Annotated in this window: 15 protein-coding genes; all 15 read right to left on the minus strand. The window is 38.5% G+C overall.

What is annotated here, in order from left to right:
* Positions 1–92: 92 nt before the first annotated feature.
* Positions 93–803, minus strand: coding sequence for an alpha/beta hydrolase (locus tag NST46_RS02010; protein ID WP_341136664.1), 711 nt, complete (start codon positions 801–803; stop codon positions 93–95).
* A gap of 23 nt (positions 804–826) precedes the next feature.
* Positions 827–2395, minus strand: a complete 1569-nt coding sequence (locus NST46_RS02015) for an FAD-dependent oxidoreductase (protein WP_341136665.1) — start codon at positions 2393–2395, stop codon at positions 827–829.
* A gap of 39 nt (positions 2396–2434) precedes the next feature.
* Positions 2435–3955 carry a DUF4127 family protein gene (locus NST46_RS02020; RefSeq protein ID WP_341136666.1) on the minus strand — a complete coding sequence of 507 codons (1521 nt, stop codon included), beginning with the start codon at positions 3953–3955 and terminating at the stop codon, positions 2435–2437.
* Positions 3956–3970: 15 nt separating this feature from the next.
* On the minus strand, positions 3971–5638 hold the full coding sequence (locus NST46_RS02025) for an ROK family protein (RefSeq protein WP_341136667.1): 1668 nt from the start codon (positions 5636–5638) through the stop codon (positions 3971–3973).
* A 62-nt stretch (positions 5639–5700) separates the two neighbouring features.
* A complete protein-coding gene (locus NST46_RS02030; protein ID WP_341136668.1) occupies positions 5701–6525 on the minus strand; it encodes a carbohydrate ABC transporter permease in 825 nt (274 codons plus the stop codon).
* Positions 6526–6827: 302 nt separating this feature from the next.
* Positions 6828–7730 carry a carbohydrate ABC transporter permease gene (locus tag NST46_RS02035; RefSeq protein WP_095313890.1) on the minus strand — a complete coding sequence of 301 codons (903 nt, stop codon included), beginning with the start codon at positions 7728–7730 and terminating at the stop codon, positions 6828–6830.
* Positions 7731–7792: 62 nt separating this feature from the next.
* Positions 7793–9115, minus strand: coding sequence for an ABC transporter substrate-binding protein (locus NST46_RS02040; protein ID WP_303448704.1), 1323 nt, complete (start codon positions 9113–9115; stop codon positions 7793–7795).
* A 647-nt stretch (positions 9116–9762) separates the two neighbouring features.
* Positions 9763–11010, minus strand: coding sequence for a lactate racemase domain-containing protein (locus NST46_RS02045; protein ID WP_341136669.1), 1248 nt, complete (start codon positions 11008–11010; stop codon positions 9763–9765).
* Positions 11011–11172: 162 nt separating this feature from the next.
* On the minus strand, positions 11173–12162 hold the full coding sequence (locus NST46_RS02050; RefSeq protein WP_303448707.1) for a hydroxyacid dehydrogenase: 990 nt from the start codon (positions 12160–12162) through the stop codon (positions 11173–11175).
* A 248-nt stretch (positions 12163–12410) separates the two neighbouring features.
* Positions 12411–13088, minus strand: a complete 678-nt coding sequence (locus tag NST46_RS02055; protein WP_392391126.1) for a FadR/GntR family transcriptional regulator — start codon at positions 13086–13088, stop codon at positions 12411–12413.
* A 79-nt stretch (positions 13089–13167) separates the two neighbouring features.
* A complete protein-coding gene (gene gudD, locus NST46_RS02060) occupies positions 13168–14523 on the minus strand; it encodes a glucarate dehydratase (RefSeq protein WP_341136670.1) in 1356 nt (451 codons plus the stop codon).
* A 197-nt stretch (positions 14524–14720) separates the two neighbouring features.
* The gene (gene gucD, locus NST46_RS02065) at positions 14721–16184 is read right to left on the minus strand and encodes an alpha-ketoglutaric semialdehyde dehydrogenase GucD (RefSeq protein WP_095313881.1); all 1464 of its coding nucleotides are present in this window, start codon (positions 16182–16184) and stop codon (positions 14721–14723) included.
* Positions 16185–16193: 9 nt separating this feature from the next.
* Positions 16194–17129 carry a 5-dehydro-4-deoxyglucarate dehydratase gene (gene kdgD / locus NST46_RS02070; protein WP_095313880.1) on the minus strand — a complete coding sequence of 312 codons (936 nt, stop codon included), beginning with the start codon at positions 17127–17129 and terminating at the stop codon, positions 16194–16196.
* Between the two features lie 104 nt (positions 17130–17233).
* Positions 17234–18766 (minus strand): galactarate dehydratase, encoded by a 1533-nt coding sequence (gene garD / locus NST46_RS02075; protein WP_095313879.1) that lies wholly within the window; start codon positions 18764–18766, stop codon positions 17234–17236.
* A gap of 49 nt (positions 18767–18815) precedes the next feature.
* Positions 18816–19832 carry a mannonate dehydratase gene (locus tag NST46_RS02080; RefSeq protein ID WP_303448716.1) on the minus strand — a complete coding sequence of 339 codons (1017 nt, stop codon included), beginning with the start codon at positions 19830–19832 and terminating at the stop codon, positions 18816–18818.
* Positions 19833–19991: the final 159 nt, after the last annotated feature.

Genomic DNA, 19991 nt, shown 5'->3' on the forward strand with positions numbered 1-19991 from the left:
ACAAAACAAGCGAATACATCACCTCCTTTAAAGATGTAACCCGTTTGCAGTTCGAGCTGAGCATCGCGCCAGGCCAAACTCCAAGAAACAAACTAAGAAGTAAAAAGGAAAAACTCTAACGCATTCATTAAATCCGACTTCCAAAAACGCCATTCATGCTTCTCTTCCTGCTCGGAATATACAATCCGTGCACCTTTTTTCACTAACATTTCGTGTAATTCTCGATTTCGAGTCAAAATATATAAGTTTTCATTTGTAAGCAACGAAACATATTCATCTTCGTATTTTCCAACAGTTTGATAAACGCGCCATTGCACATGCTTTAATTGTTCTACCATTTCAATATCCTTTTCGGAAACAGCTGCCGATTGCAACAAGAGATGTGTCCATGTCTCTGGACTCATTCCTGCAATGTTTAGCGATATATTTGCTGCTAATGAATCCCCTAGAAGACCACGACGGACTATCTTCCTACCGATTTCTACTTCCACTTCTGGTAAAAATTCTTCTGTCATAAAGGTGAGGTATTGTTTAAATTTTTTTCCCTTATGATGGTAGGCGTTCCACCTGTCCATCGAATTCCCTGGGTGCACAAGTATAAAAACTAACTTCCTAGCAATCTCTGGTTGTTTTTCCAATAAATTTTGGAATGCATTCTCTAATTCTCCAAGTTCTAAATAATCTTTTCCGTCCTGAACATATAAAAGATAAGCTTCCTCTGTTTCCTCGTCTGAAGTTAAAACGCAGTATTCATAATCTTGTTTTAATATATTGCTATGAAAGGTTTTTTTCGTTCGATTCAACAACGTATAATATCCTTTCTTTTTTAGATTTCCATCTCATCTGGCCAGTGTAGCTCGATACCTTTTTCGATTAATAACTGTTGATAAGCTTGTAAATGTTTCGAGTTTTGTCTAACTTCCTTTGGTTCAACCTCATTTGCAATGGCGTAAGCGGCTAAATATCCGACTGCCTCCCCAATATTCCATTCAGTGGGATGCAGTCTGTAACATCCATTGGTAATTTGCGTGGTTCCAATATTTTTACATGCTGGCAGTAGATTTGTTACGCGCAATGGAATCAATGCACCAAGCGGGATTTCATAGGGATAGGTAGGAATATAAAATGTGCGATTTGAGACAGTCGTATGGTGTAAATCAAGGTGATAGCTTCCTACGCCAACACTATCCGGATAGGTGCGAATGCTTTCCCGTAAATCTTTACTAACATCATTCTCTGTTATCGTATATTGCGCCTTTATTCTCCGCGACTCGCGAATATAAGGATATTTAGCAAGTCCGTCGTCCGTTCCCAAAACATCCATACGTAATCGTAAGCCTGGATAACCCTTCCCACCATCCAATCTTGGAGCCTCGGTTTGCAACCAATATAAAAGAGACAGACTTAGCTGCTTTGCGCCTTTTAAATGCTTTTCTCGCTCCTCTTCCGTAACATCAATAATAGAACCTAAAAAATAATCATTTTGCGGCCAATTTATTAGTGACACATCACCGTCATATATTGAATCTATTAAATGCGTAACGTCTAGTACCCTTCGATAAGTAAAAAGAGCTGGAATATCCTGTTCGTTAGGAAACAACGTGAACTTCTTCATCGTACTTGTATCCAAAGAATTCACGGCATACCAACTAAGTAATGGCCATTTCGAATAACTCGGAATATAGCGTTTCCAAAAATCATACTGGTCGGGTTTCTCAATAATACTATTCCTTTCTTTTAGGTAGTCGACTGCAAGTACATGTGTAACAGCCTGTACATCTTTTGAATCTGCCTGTAAAGGAGCATGCGGCTCGCCCGTTTCCTTCTGGGACTCAGCACCAATCACGTATTCTACCCCTGCAAGCGGAAGGACGTCGCCACACTCCGTAGCATCTAAAAAGTAGTTTCCAGTAAGTTCTGCCAGCTCTCCTTTTACATTATCTCGAATAACTACAGATTCTATTACTTCGCTACTTGTTTGGACATCAATAGGTTTATGGTTTAACAGGATACGAAGTTTTCCACTGTTTACATAAGGTGCTAACATATCCTCAAGTACCTGTAAAGCAACTTTTGGTTCATGTGAAAGACGACTAACCCATGCATTTCCGGGATTCAATCGTTCTTCCTTCATCGCCTTTTCTGTTAAGGCATAGTTCTGTTTATAATAATCTCGTACACGATTTCTAAAATGACGATAAGTAGTCGTACAACCGAACTCCTCAATCCAAGGATGCTCATCAGGCGGGACCGCTTGGCTTGTCAATTGGCCGCCGATCCAATCGGTTTCCTCCGTTAACATAACGGATAACCCCATTTTTGCTACCGACAATGCCGCAATGCATCCACCAAGACTCCCGCCGACAACGATGACGTCTGCCGCTTCCTTCCTCATCCCGTCAACTCCTTCCTTTTACAATTGATTGACTTGTAATTAAATTGTTTTCGTTTCCAGTTCTATACCGCATTCAAACATCCGATTCCAGGGTGCATTAGTTTTTAGCTTTTCAATTTTTAATCGCTTAAAGCTATTTATCAATAAGTCGTTATAACGTTTCCATAAACGCTTATCTCGTTCTGCATTCACAATGTCTGCTTTATCTTTTAAATCAAAATACGATAGATTATGTGCAGCAAGAAAATCTGCTAGCATCTCCATACGAATTTCGGCTTGATAAAAATAATCATCTAACAAATGATAAATTAAGTTTTGTTGGATTACAGTTTGGTCTCCATCCATCCCAATGACTCCTTGGGCAATCGTTGTACCAAGCGTATTACAATTTGTATTCCAGCCTTTATAAGAAAGTAATTTATCTAAAATCCCAGCTTCATCTAACAGTGTAATAAACTGAGAATCACCACCATTTGCATATGCAGAATCTGCTACAGCCACTTTTTTGCCTTCCTTCACATAAGAGGCAATCTGATCCACGAAATGCAATAAATTACGAAAGCTAGAATACGTTATGTCCTTCTTACCTTGGTCCCAAGCTTCTTGCATCACGCGACCTGGTGTATTATAGGCGAGAATTATATCCGCTTCTTCAGCTTGATCAACCAGCTGACAACCACTAGCTAAAACATGTGCCTTGAGACTCTCGGCAAAAGGGCGATCCTCATACATTGGAATAATCTGAGGACCTAATATGCTGCTCCAAATCGGATAAATTCTTGGCCTCTTCTGATAATGGGTATTATAAATTCGAGTGAGCAGGGTTGCACCAACCTCATCTGCACCGGGATAAATATGAACGTCGTTATAAAGCCTGAGCTGTTCACGTTTTACTGCGACAATAGCTTGGTCCCTTGCGGTGTAACCATATTCCGCACTATCATCCTGTGGAATTGCAAGAAAACTAATAACTCCCTCTTTAACTAATTCCAACATAGATTGATTGATATGCAGGTTAAAGCTTCGGCGATTTTCATAATCCTCCACATATTGCTTTGGGAGATTTTGCTGTATTGCTATAAGTTCAGCTGTTTCATCATCCGTTAATCCACTAACATTTTGCTTGTCTTCCAAATAAGCATGCAGGAAAATTTCTCTTCCCCACTCCTCATAATAGGTGGGCTCCTCATCACTAGAGCTATACTTAGGAGTGCGCATAATCATGTTAGATGCATAGATAGGTAATGCCGGATACTGTTGATGGAAACTTCGTAACCTTTCTATCCATTTCTCGACGGTTCCATCCGACAAATAATGAATACGAGACGGAAGTAATCCACCATAGACAAGCATATCGATACTAAGAATAATTGCATCCACCTCAGGAGCTGCACGCTGTATCCATTGCCACATCCCATCTGTATCGGCAGGTTGCTTTTTAAACCCAAACAGTACCTTAGGGGGTAACAATAAATCAATATCCTTCGCTGTAGCTGCGATTCGTTCTACAACATGTGTATTACAAGGTCGTTCGTCAATTGGAGTATAGATGATTTTCATTTACACACCTCTTTATTACATAACTTTCGTTTTTTTCAATGTTTGTATTTCCTTTAAAAAAGTATCAAGTAAATAAAATAAGGATACTTCACTAATCGAATGAGTAACTTTTCCTACGTCATTGCCGGAAGGGATAAAAAACGTAATATCTGCTCTTTCTGTTATCGGTGAATCCTGCTGGCTAGTCATTCCAATCGTTGTTGCATTACACTTCCTAGCAGCTTCAAGCATTTTTAGTACATTTGCGTTAAATCCTGAAATACTTAATCCCACTGCTAAGCAGTGCTGATCCAGTAAGTGAACTGAGCGATCCATTTGATAGCGATTGGAAAAAACGTCAACAGGTATGTGAAGTTCCATCATTTTATACTTGAGTTGATTCATAACATATTCCATTTCTTCAGATCCGTATAAAATAATGCGTTTCGCAAGCCTAAGCTGTGATCCAATTTCCCCAAAATCAACTGATTGGTTTAACGTATCGATTTTGTTCAAGATGTTAATATAGTCTTCTTTAATCTCTACTTGACTAGAATTCTCTGTTTTATCGTGAAGCCTTGTTCCAATCGTTGCTTCTTTTGCCATCATACGCAACTGATTGTAGGAACCAATTTCAAGCTTCTTGCAAAATCTCGTAATCATCGATTCAGAAACATTGATTTTGTCGGCCATGTGAGAAATGGTATGATTAGGTACGTCGCTTAAATTCATCGTTACATATTTGGCTATGGCAGCTTCGCCTTTGGTTAATTTATGTTTATTTGATTCAATCATCGTCGTAATCCGATTAAAAGGTTGCAAGGATTCTTGAAGTAGGAAATGCCGTAATGCACCAACCATTCCTGCATCATTTAAATTACCCGCAATTTCAATTTTCGTTTTATCTAGTAGTGCAGGTATAAGATCCTTCTCTAATTGCTTCCTAATAAGCGGATAAAGATATTCCTTTTGATTGGTTATTCCTCCACCAACCACAATCATTTCTGGATTCATCATATAGGCAATCGTTGCCATCCCCTTTGATAAGTAATACACAAGCTGATTGATTTCTCTTATGCAAACCTCGTCTCCACTCAATGCTAATTTAAATATTTCCTTCCCATTAAGCTTATCCTCAGCAAAGCCTTTTTGCTTAGCCACATTTTTTACCAGAGTTCTTGTTGAAGCAAGTTCCTCAAATTGACTTCCTTCAATTGGAATATAACCAATCTCTCCACCACTATAGCTATGACCACTGTGCAGCTTATTGTCGATAACATAACTCCCGCCAATTCCTGTACCAATTGTGAGGCAGAACATGCTTTTAACATCTTTTCCTTTTCCAATCCAAGATTCTGCTAATCCCACACAATTTACATCGTTCTCCACTTCCACCTGTAATTGAAAATAAGTTTCCAACTCTTTTTTGATTTGCATTCCGGTATAATTTGGAATGAGGGAAGAGGCATATAGTATTTCCCCTTTTTTAGAATCCACCTGGCCAGCCGTGCTAATGCAGATTCCAGCAATAAGATAGGATTGAAGCAGTTCATCCCCAATCTTTTTTACTTTATTGATCACTTCTAATCCTCCTAAATCTGCCTCGGTAGGGACTTCATTTTTATAAATAATACTGCCATTCTCTTTGAGAACACTGTATTTGATTAACGTGCCACCTATGTCAAATGCGATAAATTCTCTCATTGTACCTCTCCTTACAAACTCGGATCACGTTATAGTGATCTGGCCAAATTTTAATTGTGCACTTATCCCTTAACTGCTCCATCCGTTTGTCCGGAAATAAAGTATTTTTGTAACCAAATAAAGATGAGCAGACTAGGTATCGTCGTTAAGATGGAAGCAGCACTTATTAATTTTAAATTACCCCCATCAAAGTTTTGTGACATTTGTGCTAACGCAATTGATAATGTATACATGCTGCTTTCTGTCGTGTTGATGAGAGGCCATAAGTAATCTCCCCATGTAAAGGTAAACGTATAGATTGCTAGCGATATTAACGTCGGTTTCACAAGCGGCATAGCAACCTTCCACCATACTTGAAAACGATTCGCACCATCCAGATACGCAGATTCCTCCAATTCTTTAGGTACAGTCAAGAATGCTTGGCGCATAAAATAAATACCAAATGCAGTCGAAACCTGCAGCACAGCTAAACCTACATAACTGTTTCGCAACCCAAGCTCACCTGCGATTTGAAATAGAGGTGCCATATATAATTGGAAAGGAACGGTCATCGTAGAGATGATAAGCGTAAGAACAATACTTCTTCCTTTAAAATTCATTCGGGCAAGTGCATACCCAGCCATACTGCTGAATAGTAAGTTAAACGGTACTGCAATGCCAGTTACGATGATAGTGTTTAAAAGGTAGCGTAAGAAATCAGTCTTATAAAATGCATCAACAAAATTTGCAAACGTTGGATTAGCAGGTAATATTCCATCATAGATTCCTTGTGTTGCAGGCTTTAATGCAATAAATAACGTATATAAAAACGGACCAACCGTTACAACACAAATTGCGAGCATGACAATATAGAGGATAATTTTCTTTGTTTGTGTCTTTGCTTTCACTTTCTTTCAGCTCCTTTTAGAGGTTGTTCAAAAAGTCCGGTAAAAATGACACTTCGAATTTCCTCGTTGGCGAAATAGGAACTTCTACTAAGAGCGCCCACGTCCTGTGGGCAACGTAGAAGTCAGCACATCCTGTGCAAGCCCGTTCCTCACGTATTAAGGGATTCAATGAACTTCTGTTAAAACCGTCCACGTCCTGTGGACAATACAGAAGTCACCACATCCTGTGAAAGCCCGGTACTCAAAGCTTCGCCGCCTTGAACTTCTTGGTCCTTTTTATCCTCCCTTTGAACACACACTTTTTAAGCCTTCAAATCATCTTCCCGACCACTTGTTAGCTTCATTTGAATGAGTGATCCAATAATGGCTAACAGTAATAAGACTAGTCCAGCAGCAGAAGCAATGGACACATCCAAATTCATGAACTTATCGTAAATATACATAACAAGTGTAGTAGTAGCCCCAGCTGGACCACCATTGGTTGTCAGAGCTATTTCTTCAAAGACTTTCAATCCGTTAATAATAGTTAGAACCGAAACCAATGTCATGGAAGGAACCATCATCGGTACCGTAATCTTAAAGAATTGTTGTATGCCATTCGCACCGTCAATACTTGCTGATTCATACACTTGTTTTGGAATAGATTGCAGGTTTGCTAGATACATAATCATATAGTAACCTAGCCCTTTCCAAACGGTAATAAATGCGACCGCGATAAGTGCTGTTGTTGTATTCGTTAAAAAATTCATTGGAGAATCAATTATGCCTAGTTTTACGAAGAAGTTGGATACCGTACCATCCTGGGAATAAAGCATTTTCCACATTAATGCGGCTACGACAATCGGCGTTACAACTGGTAAATAATAAAGCACCCGAAAAGCCCCAACAGCACGTATTTTTTGATTAACTAAAACGGCTAAAATCATCGGAAGAAATATGTTTAAAGGAAGAACAATGGCAACATATAAGATTGTGTTCACAAATGCCATCCAAAACATTTCGTCCGAGAATATCTCTTTAAAATTAGCAAAACCTACAAATTCACTTGTATCTGCAATAATCTTATAATCTAGAAAACTCCATTGAAACGCTTCTATAATTGGTATTGCTAAAAACGTTACTAATATCACAATAGATGGAAGTAAGAATAACCAAGGTGTAATAGCTTCTGTTAGACTCTTTTTGGAGAAAGGATGTCTACTCATTCATATCCCTCCTGAATTTAGAGACTAGCAAGGGCTGCTAGTCTCTTCAGTTTTGTAATGTATTAGAATGTTGGTGTTAAACCAGCCTTTTCAAAGGATGCATCCCATTTTTCTGTGATTTCCTGCAAGGCTTCTTCAGGAGTTATATCTCCTTGGATATTTTTTACAAATGCCATTTTAACTATTTCATAAAGCTCAGAAGAATTTTCTACCGGTGGAATAAGCACCTTCGAACGTTCAAGAGAAGTTGATGCTTCTAACATCCCCAACGCTTTAGGTGAGTCCCCTGGATTCGTAAAATATTCATCCTCCAATGATTCCGTTGTGGAAGGAAGTACCGTTCCAGCAACTTTTGCAAACTCTAATTGATTTTCTGCATTCGTAACAAATTCCGCTAATGCAACTGCCGCATCTGGGTTATCTGTTTTTGATGGAATAGAAAAATTCATAACAGCTACGTTCATTGGCGCATCTAAGGCATTTAATGGTTGACCAGCTTTTGCTGCATTATATACATCTGGTGCACCAGATTCAATCGGTCCCAAGAAGGTTACCCCACTTTCAAGGAGGGATACATTATTAGCCATAAATAGTTCTTGTGCAGTAGAGAAAGATCCTTCCGCATTTTCCTGTGGCATAATCCCTTCTTCATACATTTTTTGTGTTAGCGTAAAGAACTCAAGAATCTCTTCATTTTCAGTTAATAACGCTTTTCCTTCTTCCACAATCGGCTCACCATTCGCTATGGAAATCATCTTTTCGATTACCGTGTCACCTTGGTTGATGATTTGGTAGTAAGAAGGTTTACCTGTTGCATCTGTAATAGTCTTGGCTGTATCATAGATTTCCTGTGTGGTTTGAGGAGTTTCCGTAATTCCAGCTTGTTCAAAATGGTCATTATTGTACCAGCTTACCGTAGTTGTTAAATACCAAGGTAAGGCATATAAGTCTTCTTCAAAATACCCTGCTTCAAAAGGGCCATCTAAATAGGAATTTTGGACTTCTTCACTTACTAAGTCATTTAACTCTAAAAGCCCACCTTGTGCAGCAATATTAATCATATAACGCGGTGCTAGGTTCACAACGTCTGGAACATCATCACCAGTTAGTGAAGTAAGTACTTTTTGTTCAATTTCATTTTGTGGAATATCTTCTATGATGACATCAACTTCTGGATGCATTTCTTCAAATGCTGCTTCTAAATCAGCAAAATAACTATCAAATGGTTCACCAGCCAATGAAGCAGTCCACATGGTCACTTCCCCTGAAAGTTCACCTGATGATCCAGCGTCTGAAGTAGCATTTCCTTCATCCTCACTACTACAAGCCATTAAGCCAACTAAAAGTAAAGCAGTAACTAATGCAAATGAAAGTCTCTTTTTCATTCTTTTTTCCTCCCTTTTAATTGTGAAAACGGAAATTACCTCTTTATGAAAGCGTTTCCTTAACCTTTATTTTAATTGTTTGATAATTATATAGCAAGACTTTTCAGAAAAAATTTCTACTTTTTATCCTAATTTGAAAATTATTTCTATTAATTACTGTTTGCCTTCATTCAGATATATACGATATACAACTCTCTCTTACATACATTCTTAAAAAGCAACAATAAAATCAGATGCATGTAGAACTCATGCACCTGATTAGAATAATATTATGAATAACTCTTAATCCTTCACAACCATACCTGATGGATATCCGATATACAGCTGGAATTAAAACTAATTTAACCATTATTGTAAACAGCAGAAGAGATATAATCGCTGTCTCCATTGGCACCTGTTAATCAATTTCCAGTTGCATGCAAGCTGCGTGTACTGTTCGACCGTTTCTGCATCTTTCGTTTTCAAGCGCTGGACCTGGATAATAAGTTCTACTGGGTTTAACAATGGAAAGCTCACAAGATCTTAAACACTACGAATCTCTTATCGTAACCTGCTTCAGTCGTTCCAACCCTAAATCCTCGTCATTTATTAAAAATCCTTTCTGACAAAACCATGGTAAAGACAAAAAATTCAGCTTCCATCCAATTTTACCAATTAATAATATGAGGCTCGCCAAGTATTTTAATATTTTCATTTTGTTTTGCTTCAGCCAATAGGCTCTCTGAAATATAAATTTCCTTTATATGGAGTGTATTTTTTATTCGAACTAGCCGCACTTTTGATGGATCAAATAAAGCAGATGTTTTTATTCCTGCTTTAACTGCTGATTCTGGAGTATCCATGAACATTGGAAACTTTACCACATCGGTTACAAGACTTGTAAGGGCATTGGCAAATCCTTTATCCCAGGCTGTTTTTTCAAATACTTTTCGAGTGGTTATATCCGCTAGACCTATTCCGTTTGCATTATGATGTGTTTGTTCAGTGAGATCCAAAACTATGATTTTTGAGGTTTTTTGATCTCCTGTTGCGTACGGAGTCGGATATCGCCCGGTGATATGAGGATCCATCCCGCTTCCTGAAATATCTTTTCCGAGCTCGTCCACCACGAGAACATCAATAGGATTAAACATTAATCTCGGCATAAGTGATTTGGCTTCAAGTAACAATTCAGGTTCAACTTCAACTATTTTTTCGGCAGGAACAGCTATAATTTTGGCCGGTCTGTCATACGCATTTTCAATTGTACCAAGCCCAAAGATTATAGGAGCGTTAGCTAAAGTTATTCTAGCCATTGCCGGTACATGTTCGGCCATATATTTGAAACTGTAAGAATGTGCAGCATCCGCCCCTTTTTGTTTGCCAAGACCAATCGTAATCATTTTTGCAAGACCACTCTCATGGGTACCACGAAAGGCAGTATGCGGTTTAATCCTTGCTATAAAGATAATTTTATCCGCCTCGTAAGCATTTTTATCGATATATATTGGTAACCCCTTTGGTAATCTACCTAATTCAACGACATCCATAGTAGATATAATCGGAGCTCCAATGAATTCCTCTATAACTCCCAGTTTCTCTAATACATCCCGTTGACCTTCTGCTGTTGCCCCTCCGTGACTACCCATAGCTGGTACAATAAATGGTAGCCCACCAACTGATTTAACAGCATTAACTACTTCCCTTGTTAAAATAGGAATATCCGCTACACCTCGGCTTCCTACGGCAATTGCAACGCGATCACCTCCTGTAATTCTCGATAGCACCCCTGCTTCCTTAATCGCATCATGTACAGCTTTGTCTACCTCTAAAATCTCGGGAGCGTAAAAATCTTGCTGCACTTTAACCATTCTAGGTAAAGGTATGTCTTTTATTAAGGTTTCAATAACACGCATGCCTGCCACCTCATTATCATTTGATTACTTCTCATAACACCATTCCTATTCGAATGTTTTATTCCTTCTATAGTCCGCGACATCTACAAGCATAGTGAACGACCTCTTCTTATCAACCCTGTTTGTACTTACATGAGAATTCTTTAGACGAATTTTAGTTGACTATTTGAATGCCTTACGTCTAGAACTCTTTTCAGTCATTTCCTGTTTATTCACCCAAAAATGCGGTTTCTCTTTGTTTTTAATTCGGATAATTTCCTTTGCGCAATCTAATGACATTTCGTTCATTGCTTCGTTGGTTAATGCGGCTATATGTGGTGTGACGATAATATTATCAAGTTCCCACAAAGAATGATTCAAGCAAGGTGGTTCTTGTTCAAAAACATCTAATGCTGCCCCAGCGATAGACTTTTCTTTTAAAGAGGTTGCTAATACTTCTTCGTCAACCAACCCTCCCCTTGCAGCATTAATTAAAAATGCTGACCGTTTTATCCATCCGATTTTTTCTTTATTAAATAGATGATGGTTGGATGTATTGTAAGGTAAATGCAAGGATATAAAATCGGCTTGTTTAATCAATCTTTCCAAATCATTTTCAATAGAGATATAATCAATCATTGGTTGATCTATATATGGGTCGTATGCAATTACCCTCATCCCGAATCCTAGAGCGCATTTTTCAGCTACCAACTTCCCTATATTACCTAAACCTAAGATCCCAAGGATTTTACCTTTTAACTCTGTTCCAGGTAAACTATTTCGTATACTAAAATCTCCCTCTCTAACTGCACGATCAACCTTATTTATTTGACGAGAAATGGAGAGTATCAATCCAACTACATGTTCTGCTACGGAATTAATATTAGCAGTTGGTGTATTGGTTACATAGATTTCACGATTCGTGGCTGCTTCTATATCAATGTTATCTAAACCAACACCGTACCGTGCTATAATTTTCAACTTAGTTGCGTTGGCAATTATTTCACTGTTTATTATGTTTGTTCTAAGCACTACCGCATCGTAATGTTGTATGGAACCCTTAAGTTCATCTGTAGTCATCTCCTGTTGCACATCAACTGTACAACCATTGTTTTCCAGATAATCAATACCTGCCTGCGCTATTTTCCTTGGAACTAATACGCTAAATTTCATTTTTCTCCTCCTAATTGCATTTCGTAAATAGTATGAATACACACAAATTACTTATTGGATAATTTACACTTCGGATGAATAAACGTAGCTTCCTGATTTTAGGGAAACAATAATCTAAGAAATATACATATCTCCTCTTATTTCATAATTTCATACACCTAAACAACTTTTTATACAAAATGAAAACAGGATAATAAACTGTTCCTGTTTACATCCTGTATAGTTCTTCTAAGAAGCAATTATTCAGATTAGGTATTCAATATCTTGTTTCGAACAAAACTCAAATGTTTGTACATTTGTTTAAAAGCTTCATGGGGATCCCGCTTTTTTAAGGATTCATATATTGCAAGGTGATGTTCCATCGTAATCTCGGGTTCGCGATATTCAATTAAACTATCCGTTTTTTCATGTGTAATAAGAAGTGATGTGATCATACCTTCTAAAACTGGATTATTTGCACTAAGCGCGATAATTCTATGAAATTCTTTATCGTATTTACCATAGTTTGTATGCGCGTTTATTTTAATATCATTGATTGAATTATATAAACGATCCAATTGTTCATCCGTAATTTTTTCAGCCGCTATCGTCACAAGTCCTAATTCTAATGACATACGTGCTTCAAACAGAGCAGGTAAATTATTAATGGAGAGTGAGATCATCGCTGTAAATGGATTACTTCCTACCTTGTCATTTACAAACGTTCCTCCACGGGGTTTGCGAGTAATTATTTCCAATGTTTCAAGCGAACTTAATGCTTCCCGCAACACTGGTCTACTAACATCTAATTGCTTCATTAATTGCATTTCAGGTGGTAGCTTATCACCTGATTTTAATTGCCCACTTACCAAAAGAGCGACAATTTTCTCTAACACTTGCTGTGAAAGTGTACTCCTTTGTACTGTATCGACAAAATAATTTTCCAAATTAGTCATTCCTCCTCAAACACTGCTATCTATATATGTTTTCCAACTAACGAACCCTCTTTATTTTAACATTTTATTATCATTCTCTAACTAAGCAAGGTTTTTTATTATTAAATTCCCATCCAGGAATTAAATATTGCATGGCGATAGCATCGTCACGTCCCCCAAGATTTTGTTCATTATATAATTGATTTGCCTCTTTGATTTTTTCCATATCTACTTCTATACCAAGACCTGGTACTTGTGGCACCTCTATTTTTCCATCGATAATTTGAAAAGGTTGTTTTGTTAATCGTTGTCCATCTTGCCATATCCAATGGGTATCTATCGCTGTAATATGCCCCGGGGCTGAAGCAGCCACATGTGTAAACATCGCGAGTGATATATCAAAATGATTATTTGAATGGGACCCCCAGGTTAATCCCCATTCATTGCACAATTGCGCCACCCTAACTGATCCTTGCATTGTCCAAAAGTGGGGATCAGCAAGTGGTATATCAACCGCATTCAGCTGTATGGCATGTGCCATTTCTCTCCAATCCGTTGCAATCATGTTCGTGGCGGTAGGGATACCTGTCGCACGACGAAATTCTGACATTACCTCACGTGACGAATAGCCACCCTCGGCACCACAAGGATCTTCAGCATATGAAAGAACATCTTGCTGATTTTTACATAGATGAATTGCTTCATTCAATGACCAAGCTCCGTTCGGATCCAATGTGATTCTTGCATTGGGGAAACGTTTGGCCAGTGCCTTTACAGCTAATATTTCTTCTTCTCCCTTTAAGACCCCACCTTTTAATTTAAAATCATTAAAGCCATATCGTTCATGTGCAGCTTCAGCAAGAGAAACGATTGCATCAGGGGTTAAAGCCTCTTCATGGCGTATCCTCATCCATTTATCTTTTGAATTGGGATTACTTACGTAGGGAAGATCTGTTTTCCGTTGATCACCGATGTAAAAAAGATACCCTAGCATCTCCACATGTGTTCTTTGTTGTCCATCACCAAGCAGTTCCGAAACTGGAACTCCAAGAAATTTACCCAATAGATCAAGCAAGGCTGCCTCCAGAGCGGTTACTGCATGTATTGTTGTCCTAAGGTCAAATGTTTGAGAACCTCTTCCACCCTCATCCCTAAAAGAGAACATTGTTCGAACAGTATTTAAAATATTATTATAAGCACCAATTGGTTTACCTATTACATAAGGTATTGATTCTTCAAGCGTTTGACGGATCGATTCTCCACCTGGAACTTCACCTACTCCTTTATTCCCATGATTATCTTCTAAAATTACAATGTTGCGCGTAAAAAAAGGACCGTGTGCTCCACTTAAATTCAATAGCATACTGTCATGACCAGCTACTGGAATAACGATCATTTTCTCAATTCGCAATGTATTAATTCTTTTTGGATATTCTGTACTTACCATACAGCATTCCTCCTATATTGTTAAAATTAGTTTTAATAGAAATTATTAAATTTTAAACGCTAATCGTTTATCGAATTCTAAAATATGTATTGCCTTTTGATCAAATGTAAGTGTAAATAAAAGGATGCCACTATATATGCTTTGAAACTTTAAAAAATGGGGAGTAAGCATAGCGTGCATAACTCCCCTTTCCATTATTATTTTACAAATACCGTTTTTATTGAAGTATAAAATTCTATCGCAGCCCGCCCTTGTTCACGGGAATGGGAACTTGATTGTTTCATGCCTCCAAATGGGGCTTGCAGCTCTACCCCAGCGCTTTCTGCATTGATTCTAACCAGTCCAGCATCCATTTCATTTATGAACTCCAACATATTTCGAACTTTCGTTGTAAAAATAGAGGCACTTAGACCATATTCCGAATCATTTGCCATTTCTAATGCCTCTTCGACTGTATCTACCTTCATAAGGGCCAATACTGGTCCAAAAATCTCCTCTTTGGCAATGATCATGTTCGTTGAAACCTCCTCAAAAACAGTTGGTTCCACAAAATAACCATTTGTTGTATCGGGGGTAGAAACACGCTTACCACCAAATATTAGTTTAGCACCTTCCTTCTTGCCCTTCTCTATATAGGAAAGTACATTCTCAAGTTGACCTTCACTAACAACAGGTCCCATCCAGTTACTTTCTTCCATTCCACTTCCGACAGTTATCTCAGCAACTTTTTTAAGAAGCTTTTCCCTGAATTCATCATAAACCCCGCTTTGAACGATCACTCGACTGGTTGCCGTACATTTTTGTCCAGTCGATTTAAGTCCTCCACTGATAGTTGCATCAACAGCAAGATCCAGATCTGCATCATCCGTAACAATTACAGGATTTTTCCCTCCCATTTCGAGTTGGTATTTAATTCCGCGATTCAAAGCCGCACTACCAATTTTTTTACCAACATTATTTGACCCAGTAAAAGTAATGCCATCAACCTTGTGATGTTCAGCCAACCCTTGCCCAATGACAGACCCCGATCCTGTCACCATGTTAATGACACCTTTTGGAAGCCCAGCATCATGAAAGCATTCAATAACTTTTGCACAAGTTACCGCTGTATCACTGGCTGGTTTAATTACTACTGTATTTCCATAAATAAGTGCCGGGGAGATTTTCCATATAGGAATCGCAACAGGGAAATTCCAGGGAGTTATTACCCCTACTACCCCAAGTGGCGCCCTTGTAGTAAACATAAGTGCTTCACTGTCCGATGACGGTATAACATCGCCTACAGATCGCATTCCCTCCCCCGCATAATAACGTAAAATCGCAACACCTCGTGCTGTTTCACCTTTTGCTTCAGCGAATGTCTTGCCCATTTCCTTCGTCATTGTTTCAGCTATACTTTCCAGGCGTTCTTCCATAACAGCAGCAACTTTAAACAGATAATCGCCTCTTGTACTTCCTGATAGCTTCCTCCAACCTTTTTGGGATTGACTAGCTGCAACAACTGCTTCGTCTAAATCATTAGCAGATGATAGTTGATAAGAACCTAAAACTTCGGCATTTCGGGAAGGATTTAAACTTTCTGCTGTTTTACCTGAATCAGATGCAATCCATTCACCATTAATATAGTTTAAATATGTCTTGGTTTTCGTTTCAGTAGTCATAAGAACCTCCTATTTTAATGTTGTTGCTGCTTTTGCAGGGTATTTTTGTGAAGCTTTATTAATAATTTCTTTTAGCTGCTCATAATGTTGATCCTCCACCTTGGCGACTGGTGCTCTTACATGTAAACTTACCGGAAGACCAATGGCTTTCATCCCAGCCTTAATAAGTGAAACCGCATATCCTTTCTTTTGACTTCTAATTCGATGAATCGGTAAAATAATTTCTTCATACAAATTGTGAGCCATCTCTTTATCCCCACTTAAAAGTGCTTCATAATACATCGCTGAAATATGAGGGATATAGTTGGATATTGCCGATGAATAGGATCTGAATCCAAGGTTTATATAGGCCTCCATCGTAACTTCTGCTAAGGGCATTCCGTTTATCCATGCAAGACGATCACCAAACAAATGTGTAAACTCTGCGATTTGTTCCATATTACCAACACCGTCTTTAAAGCCTATCAACTGCGGAAACTCACATAATCTCCTTAATGTATCCGCATTCAAAATACAGTTATCGCGGTTATATACAATAGCATTGAGATCAGTGTTTCCTATAATCTCACTCAAATAATTGTATAAACCGTCCTGTGACGGATTGATTAAGTATGGTGGCATGATCAAGTAACCATCTACCCCGAGTTCTTCGGAAATCTTTGTCTGTTCTAGAGCAGATGTGATATTGCCGCCTACACCTGTATAAAGTGGAACGCTCCCCTTTACTCTTTCAACAGCTACTTCTACTATTAACCGGTATTCTTCATTACTGAGAGCATGAAATTCCCCGGCCCCACATGCTACAAATATGGAAGATAGTCCTTCCTTTAGCAAAAAGTCAATATTGGCTTCTAATCCGTTTAAGTCTAATTTCCCTTGTTCGTTCATTGGTGCAACCGGAAAACCTAAGATCCCCGATGGGGCTTGTCTTTTCTTCGTAACCATATAAATTCCGACCCTTCTTCATTATAATTATGAATATTATGTTAATTATATTGTAAGACAAATAATAATAGATGTCAATCGCATTGACCGATTATTTATATTTATCATGTAACAGGAGATGGATTAAATAGTGCAAGATCATTGTGAATCCCCCATTTATCCGCCCATGTCTTTTTCGTTCCACTGGCAACCTCAAGAATATCCTTAAAAATCTCCCATCCTATTTCTTCTATCGTTGCTTCCCCATTGGCTATTTTCCCTGCATTTATATCGATGAGATCATGCCATTGTTCTTGCAAAGTATTTCTTGTTGAAACCTTCAGCACTGGGGCAATCGGCAGATTATAAGGTGTTCCCCGCCCTGTAGTAAATACTTGTAAATGAATACCTGATGCGAGTTGAAGTGTTCCGCAAACAAAATCACTTGCAGGAGTAGCAGCGAAAGTTAATCCTTTCTTCTTTACCTTTTCTCCAGGCGCAAGTACATCCGTTATTGGCAAGGTTCCCGATTTAACAATTGAACCTAATGATTTTTCAACGACATTTGATAAGCCACCCCGCTTATTTCCTGGAGATGGATTTGCACTTCGATCCGCCTGCCCTTTGTTCAAGTAATTGTCATACCACTTCATTTCGCGGATTAAGCTATCCCCCACCTCTTTTGTAGCAGCACGAGGAGTTAACAAATGAACCGCGTCTCTTACTTCTGTTACTTCCGAGAATAAAACGGTTGCTCCTGCTCTGACGAGAAGATCTGTCGCAAACCCTAACGCCGGGTTTGCAGTGACCCCGGAAAATGCATCACTACCACCGCACTGTACCCCGATTACCAAATCTGAAACGGAACAGACTTCCCTCTTACGTTTGTCTAATTTATCCAATCTTTCCTCTGCCATATTAATAATGGACTGGACCATATTTACAAATCCACTTTCGTTCTGTAAGGTCAAAATATTATCATTATCTTCTCCATCATTTAGACGCTGTGGTATTAGTTTTTCACAGCCCAATCCAATAATCATTACTTCTCCACCAAAGTTTGGATGTTTGGCTAAATTTTGTATGGTACGAATTGGTATTGTGGCATCAGGAGCATTGATGGCAACACCGCAACCATAGTTATGATTTAAAGCAACTACATCATCTACATTAGGAAAACGAGGTAACAAATCTTCTTTAATTCTTTTCACTGCGTATTCCAAAACACCCACTACACATTGAACACTAGTTGTTATACCTAAAATATTTTTTGTACCTACACTTCCATCGGAATTGCGATAGCCAAGGAAAGTGAATCCTTCTTCCAATGGAGAAACATCTACTAGATTAGTAGAAAAAGGAAGATTGTCTAATCCTGGGGGAGAAGGCATATCGACTAAAGATTCCCTTATCCAGCTCCCTTTTTTTATATGATCTTTTGCATATCCTATCACTTCACCGTAACGGATAATTTCTTCTTCTGCCGCTATATTACATAATGCTACTTTATGCCCCTCGGGGATTCTTTCGTTAAGTGCCAAACCACATGAAAATTTGGCGCCTTTCGTTAGTCCCCCCGAATTTACGATAATTGCTGTATTATCCTTGGTACTCACTTTAATATATATAGGAGTATCAGTATCTAATTTATTGCCCATTTACTTCATTCCCTCCTCCTAAAATATAAATTACATTATCAAAACTACTTTATTTCCCCTCGAATTCAGTCAACGCTGCTAATAGTGCTTTTATATAGCCTATAGAATAGGAAAATCCTAAACTCGAAGCTTTCCAGCCAATATTGGAGTGTCCCCATCTATCATCCAGATCGGGTGTGTCCCCTGCCATTGTTGGTACGTGATCTGGATTTATGCAGCCGTTGTAACCAACCTTCCTCAGTTCTAGCAACAATTTAAACATGTTCATATCCCCATCATCTAGTAGCGCCTCCTCAAAAGCTCCAGCAGTAGGTAAACTCCCCCTTACATTTCGGAAATGAACCAAGAATATTCTACCTTTGCGTCCAAAATGGTTGATTTCATCAAGAACGAGAGAGGATCCCCCTGCTTCTGCACGTGTTCCAATACAATATACTAACCCAACATTCTTATTAGGAAAATCATCGATAATACGGTGCAAACCCAATCCTCCAAATGGTGAATCTGGATGTGGCGTATCAGAAGGATGCATTGCAATGTTGACATTACTATTTTGGGCTGCCGGGACAAGCTTTCCATATGCACCTTGAAAAGCAGCCCACCATTTCTCTAATTCTTCGAATGTAGGTGTTTCCGCCTTTTCTTTCATGATCCCAAGACTTTCCCCACGTGAAATGGCCCCACCTCGCTGTATTGCTTGATAGCTTTTAGATAAACCGTAAAACACATCGCCTTCAAACCGCTGTCTAACAATATCAATATTGGCTTCCCCAAAAGTCTTAACTGCATTAATGGAGTTTTCGAGTTCGCGTTCACTACCTGGACGATTTCGCATAAAGTTATCACTTAAGTTTGGTAGTGTAACCCTATTAATATCCATGCCATATGACCGTATTTTCCTTTGTAGTTCTAGTAATTTATCCAAGTCAGGATAGCCTTGCTCTTTTACTCCTGCAAATGAGTTACCTGCACCAAAATCGATGCAGTCTACACCCAGCTGGGACATTTGCTTTAAGTCCAACTCAGATAAATCTGTGGTATTCACAGTTACTGAAACCTTCATCATTTTGCGTCACCCCTATTTATTAGTTAGATAGATTCACTCGGTTTTATATTGATTCCTCGTTAGAGTAAAATAATATTTTGACAGATCATAATATTCTTGAATATATTGGAATAAATTCCTAATTTATCAGCATCTTGATATTTCCCCACTCTATTTTTG

The sequence above is a fragment of the Oceanobacillus sp. FSL W7-1309 genome (assembly GCF_038002145.1).
Taxonomy (GTDB): domain Bacteria; phylum Bacillota; class Bacilli; order Bacillales; family Amphibacillaceae; genus Oceanobacillus; species Oceanobacillus profundus.

Coding starts and splice junctions, on each gene's coding strand:
- NST46_RS02015 (WP_341136665.1), bottom strand. CDS start 2,395: ATGAGGAAGGAAGCGGCAGACGTCATCGTTGTCGGCGGGAGTCTTGGT.
- NST46_RS02020 (WP_341136666.1), bottom strand. CDS start 3,955: ATGAAAATCATCTATACTCCAATTGACGAACGACCTTGTAATACACAT.
- NST46_RS02025 (WP_341136667.1), bottom strand. CDS start 5,638: ATGAGAGAATTTATCGCATTTGACATAGGTGGCACGTTAATCAAATAC.
- NST46_RS02035 (WP_095313890.1), bottom strand. CDS start 7,730: ATGAGTAGACATCCTTTCTCCAAAAAGAGTCTAACAGAAGCTATTACA.
- NST46_RS02040 (WP_303448704.1), bottom strand. CDS start 9,115: ATGAAAAAGAGACTTTCATTTGCATTAGTTACTGCTTTACTTTTAGTT.
- NST46_RS02045 (WP_341136669.1), bottom strand. CDS start 11,010: ATGCGTGTTATTGAAACCTTAATAAAAGACATACCTTTACCTAGAATG.
- NST46_RS02050 (WP_303448707.1), bottom strand. CDS start 12,162: ATGAAATTTAGCGTATTAGTTCCAAGGAAAATAGCGCAGGCAGGTATT.
- gudD (WP_341136670.1), bottom strand. CDS start 14,523: ATGGTAAGTACAGAATATCCAAAAAGAATTAATACATTGCGAATTGAG.
- gucD (WP_095313881.1), bottom strand. CDS start 16,184: ATGACTACTGAAACGAAAACCAAGACATATTTAAACTATATTAATGGT.
- kdgD (WP_095313880.1), bottom strand. CDS start 17,129: ATGGTTACGAAGAAAAGACAAGCCCCATCGGGGATCTTAGGTTTTCCG.
- garD (WP_095313879.1), bottom strand. CDS start 18,766: ATGGGCAATAAATTAGATACTGATACTCCTATATATATTAAAGTGAGT.
- NST46_RS02080 (WP_303448716.1), bottom strand. CDS start 19,832: ATGATGAAGGTTTCAGTAACTGTGAATACCACAGATTTATCTGAGTTG.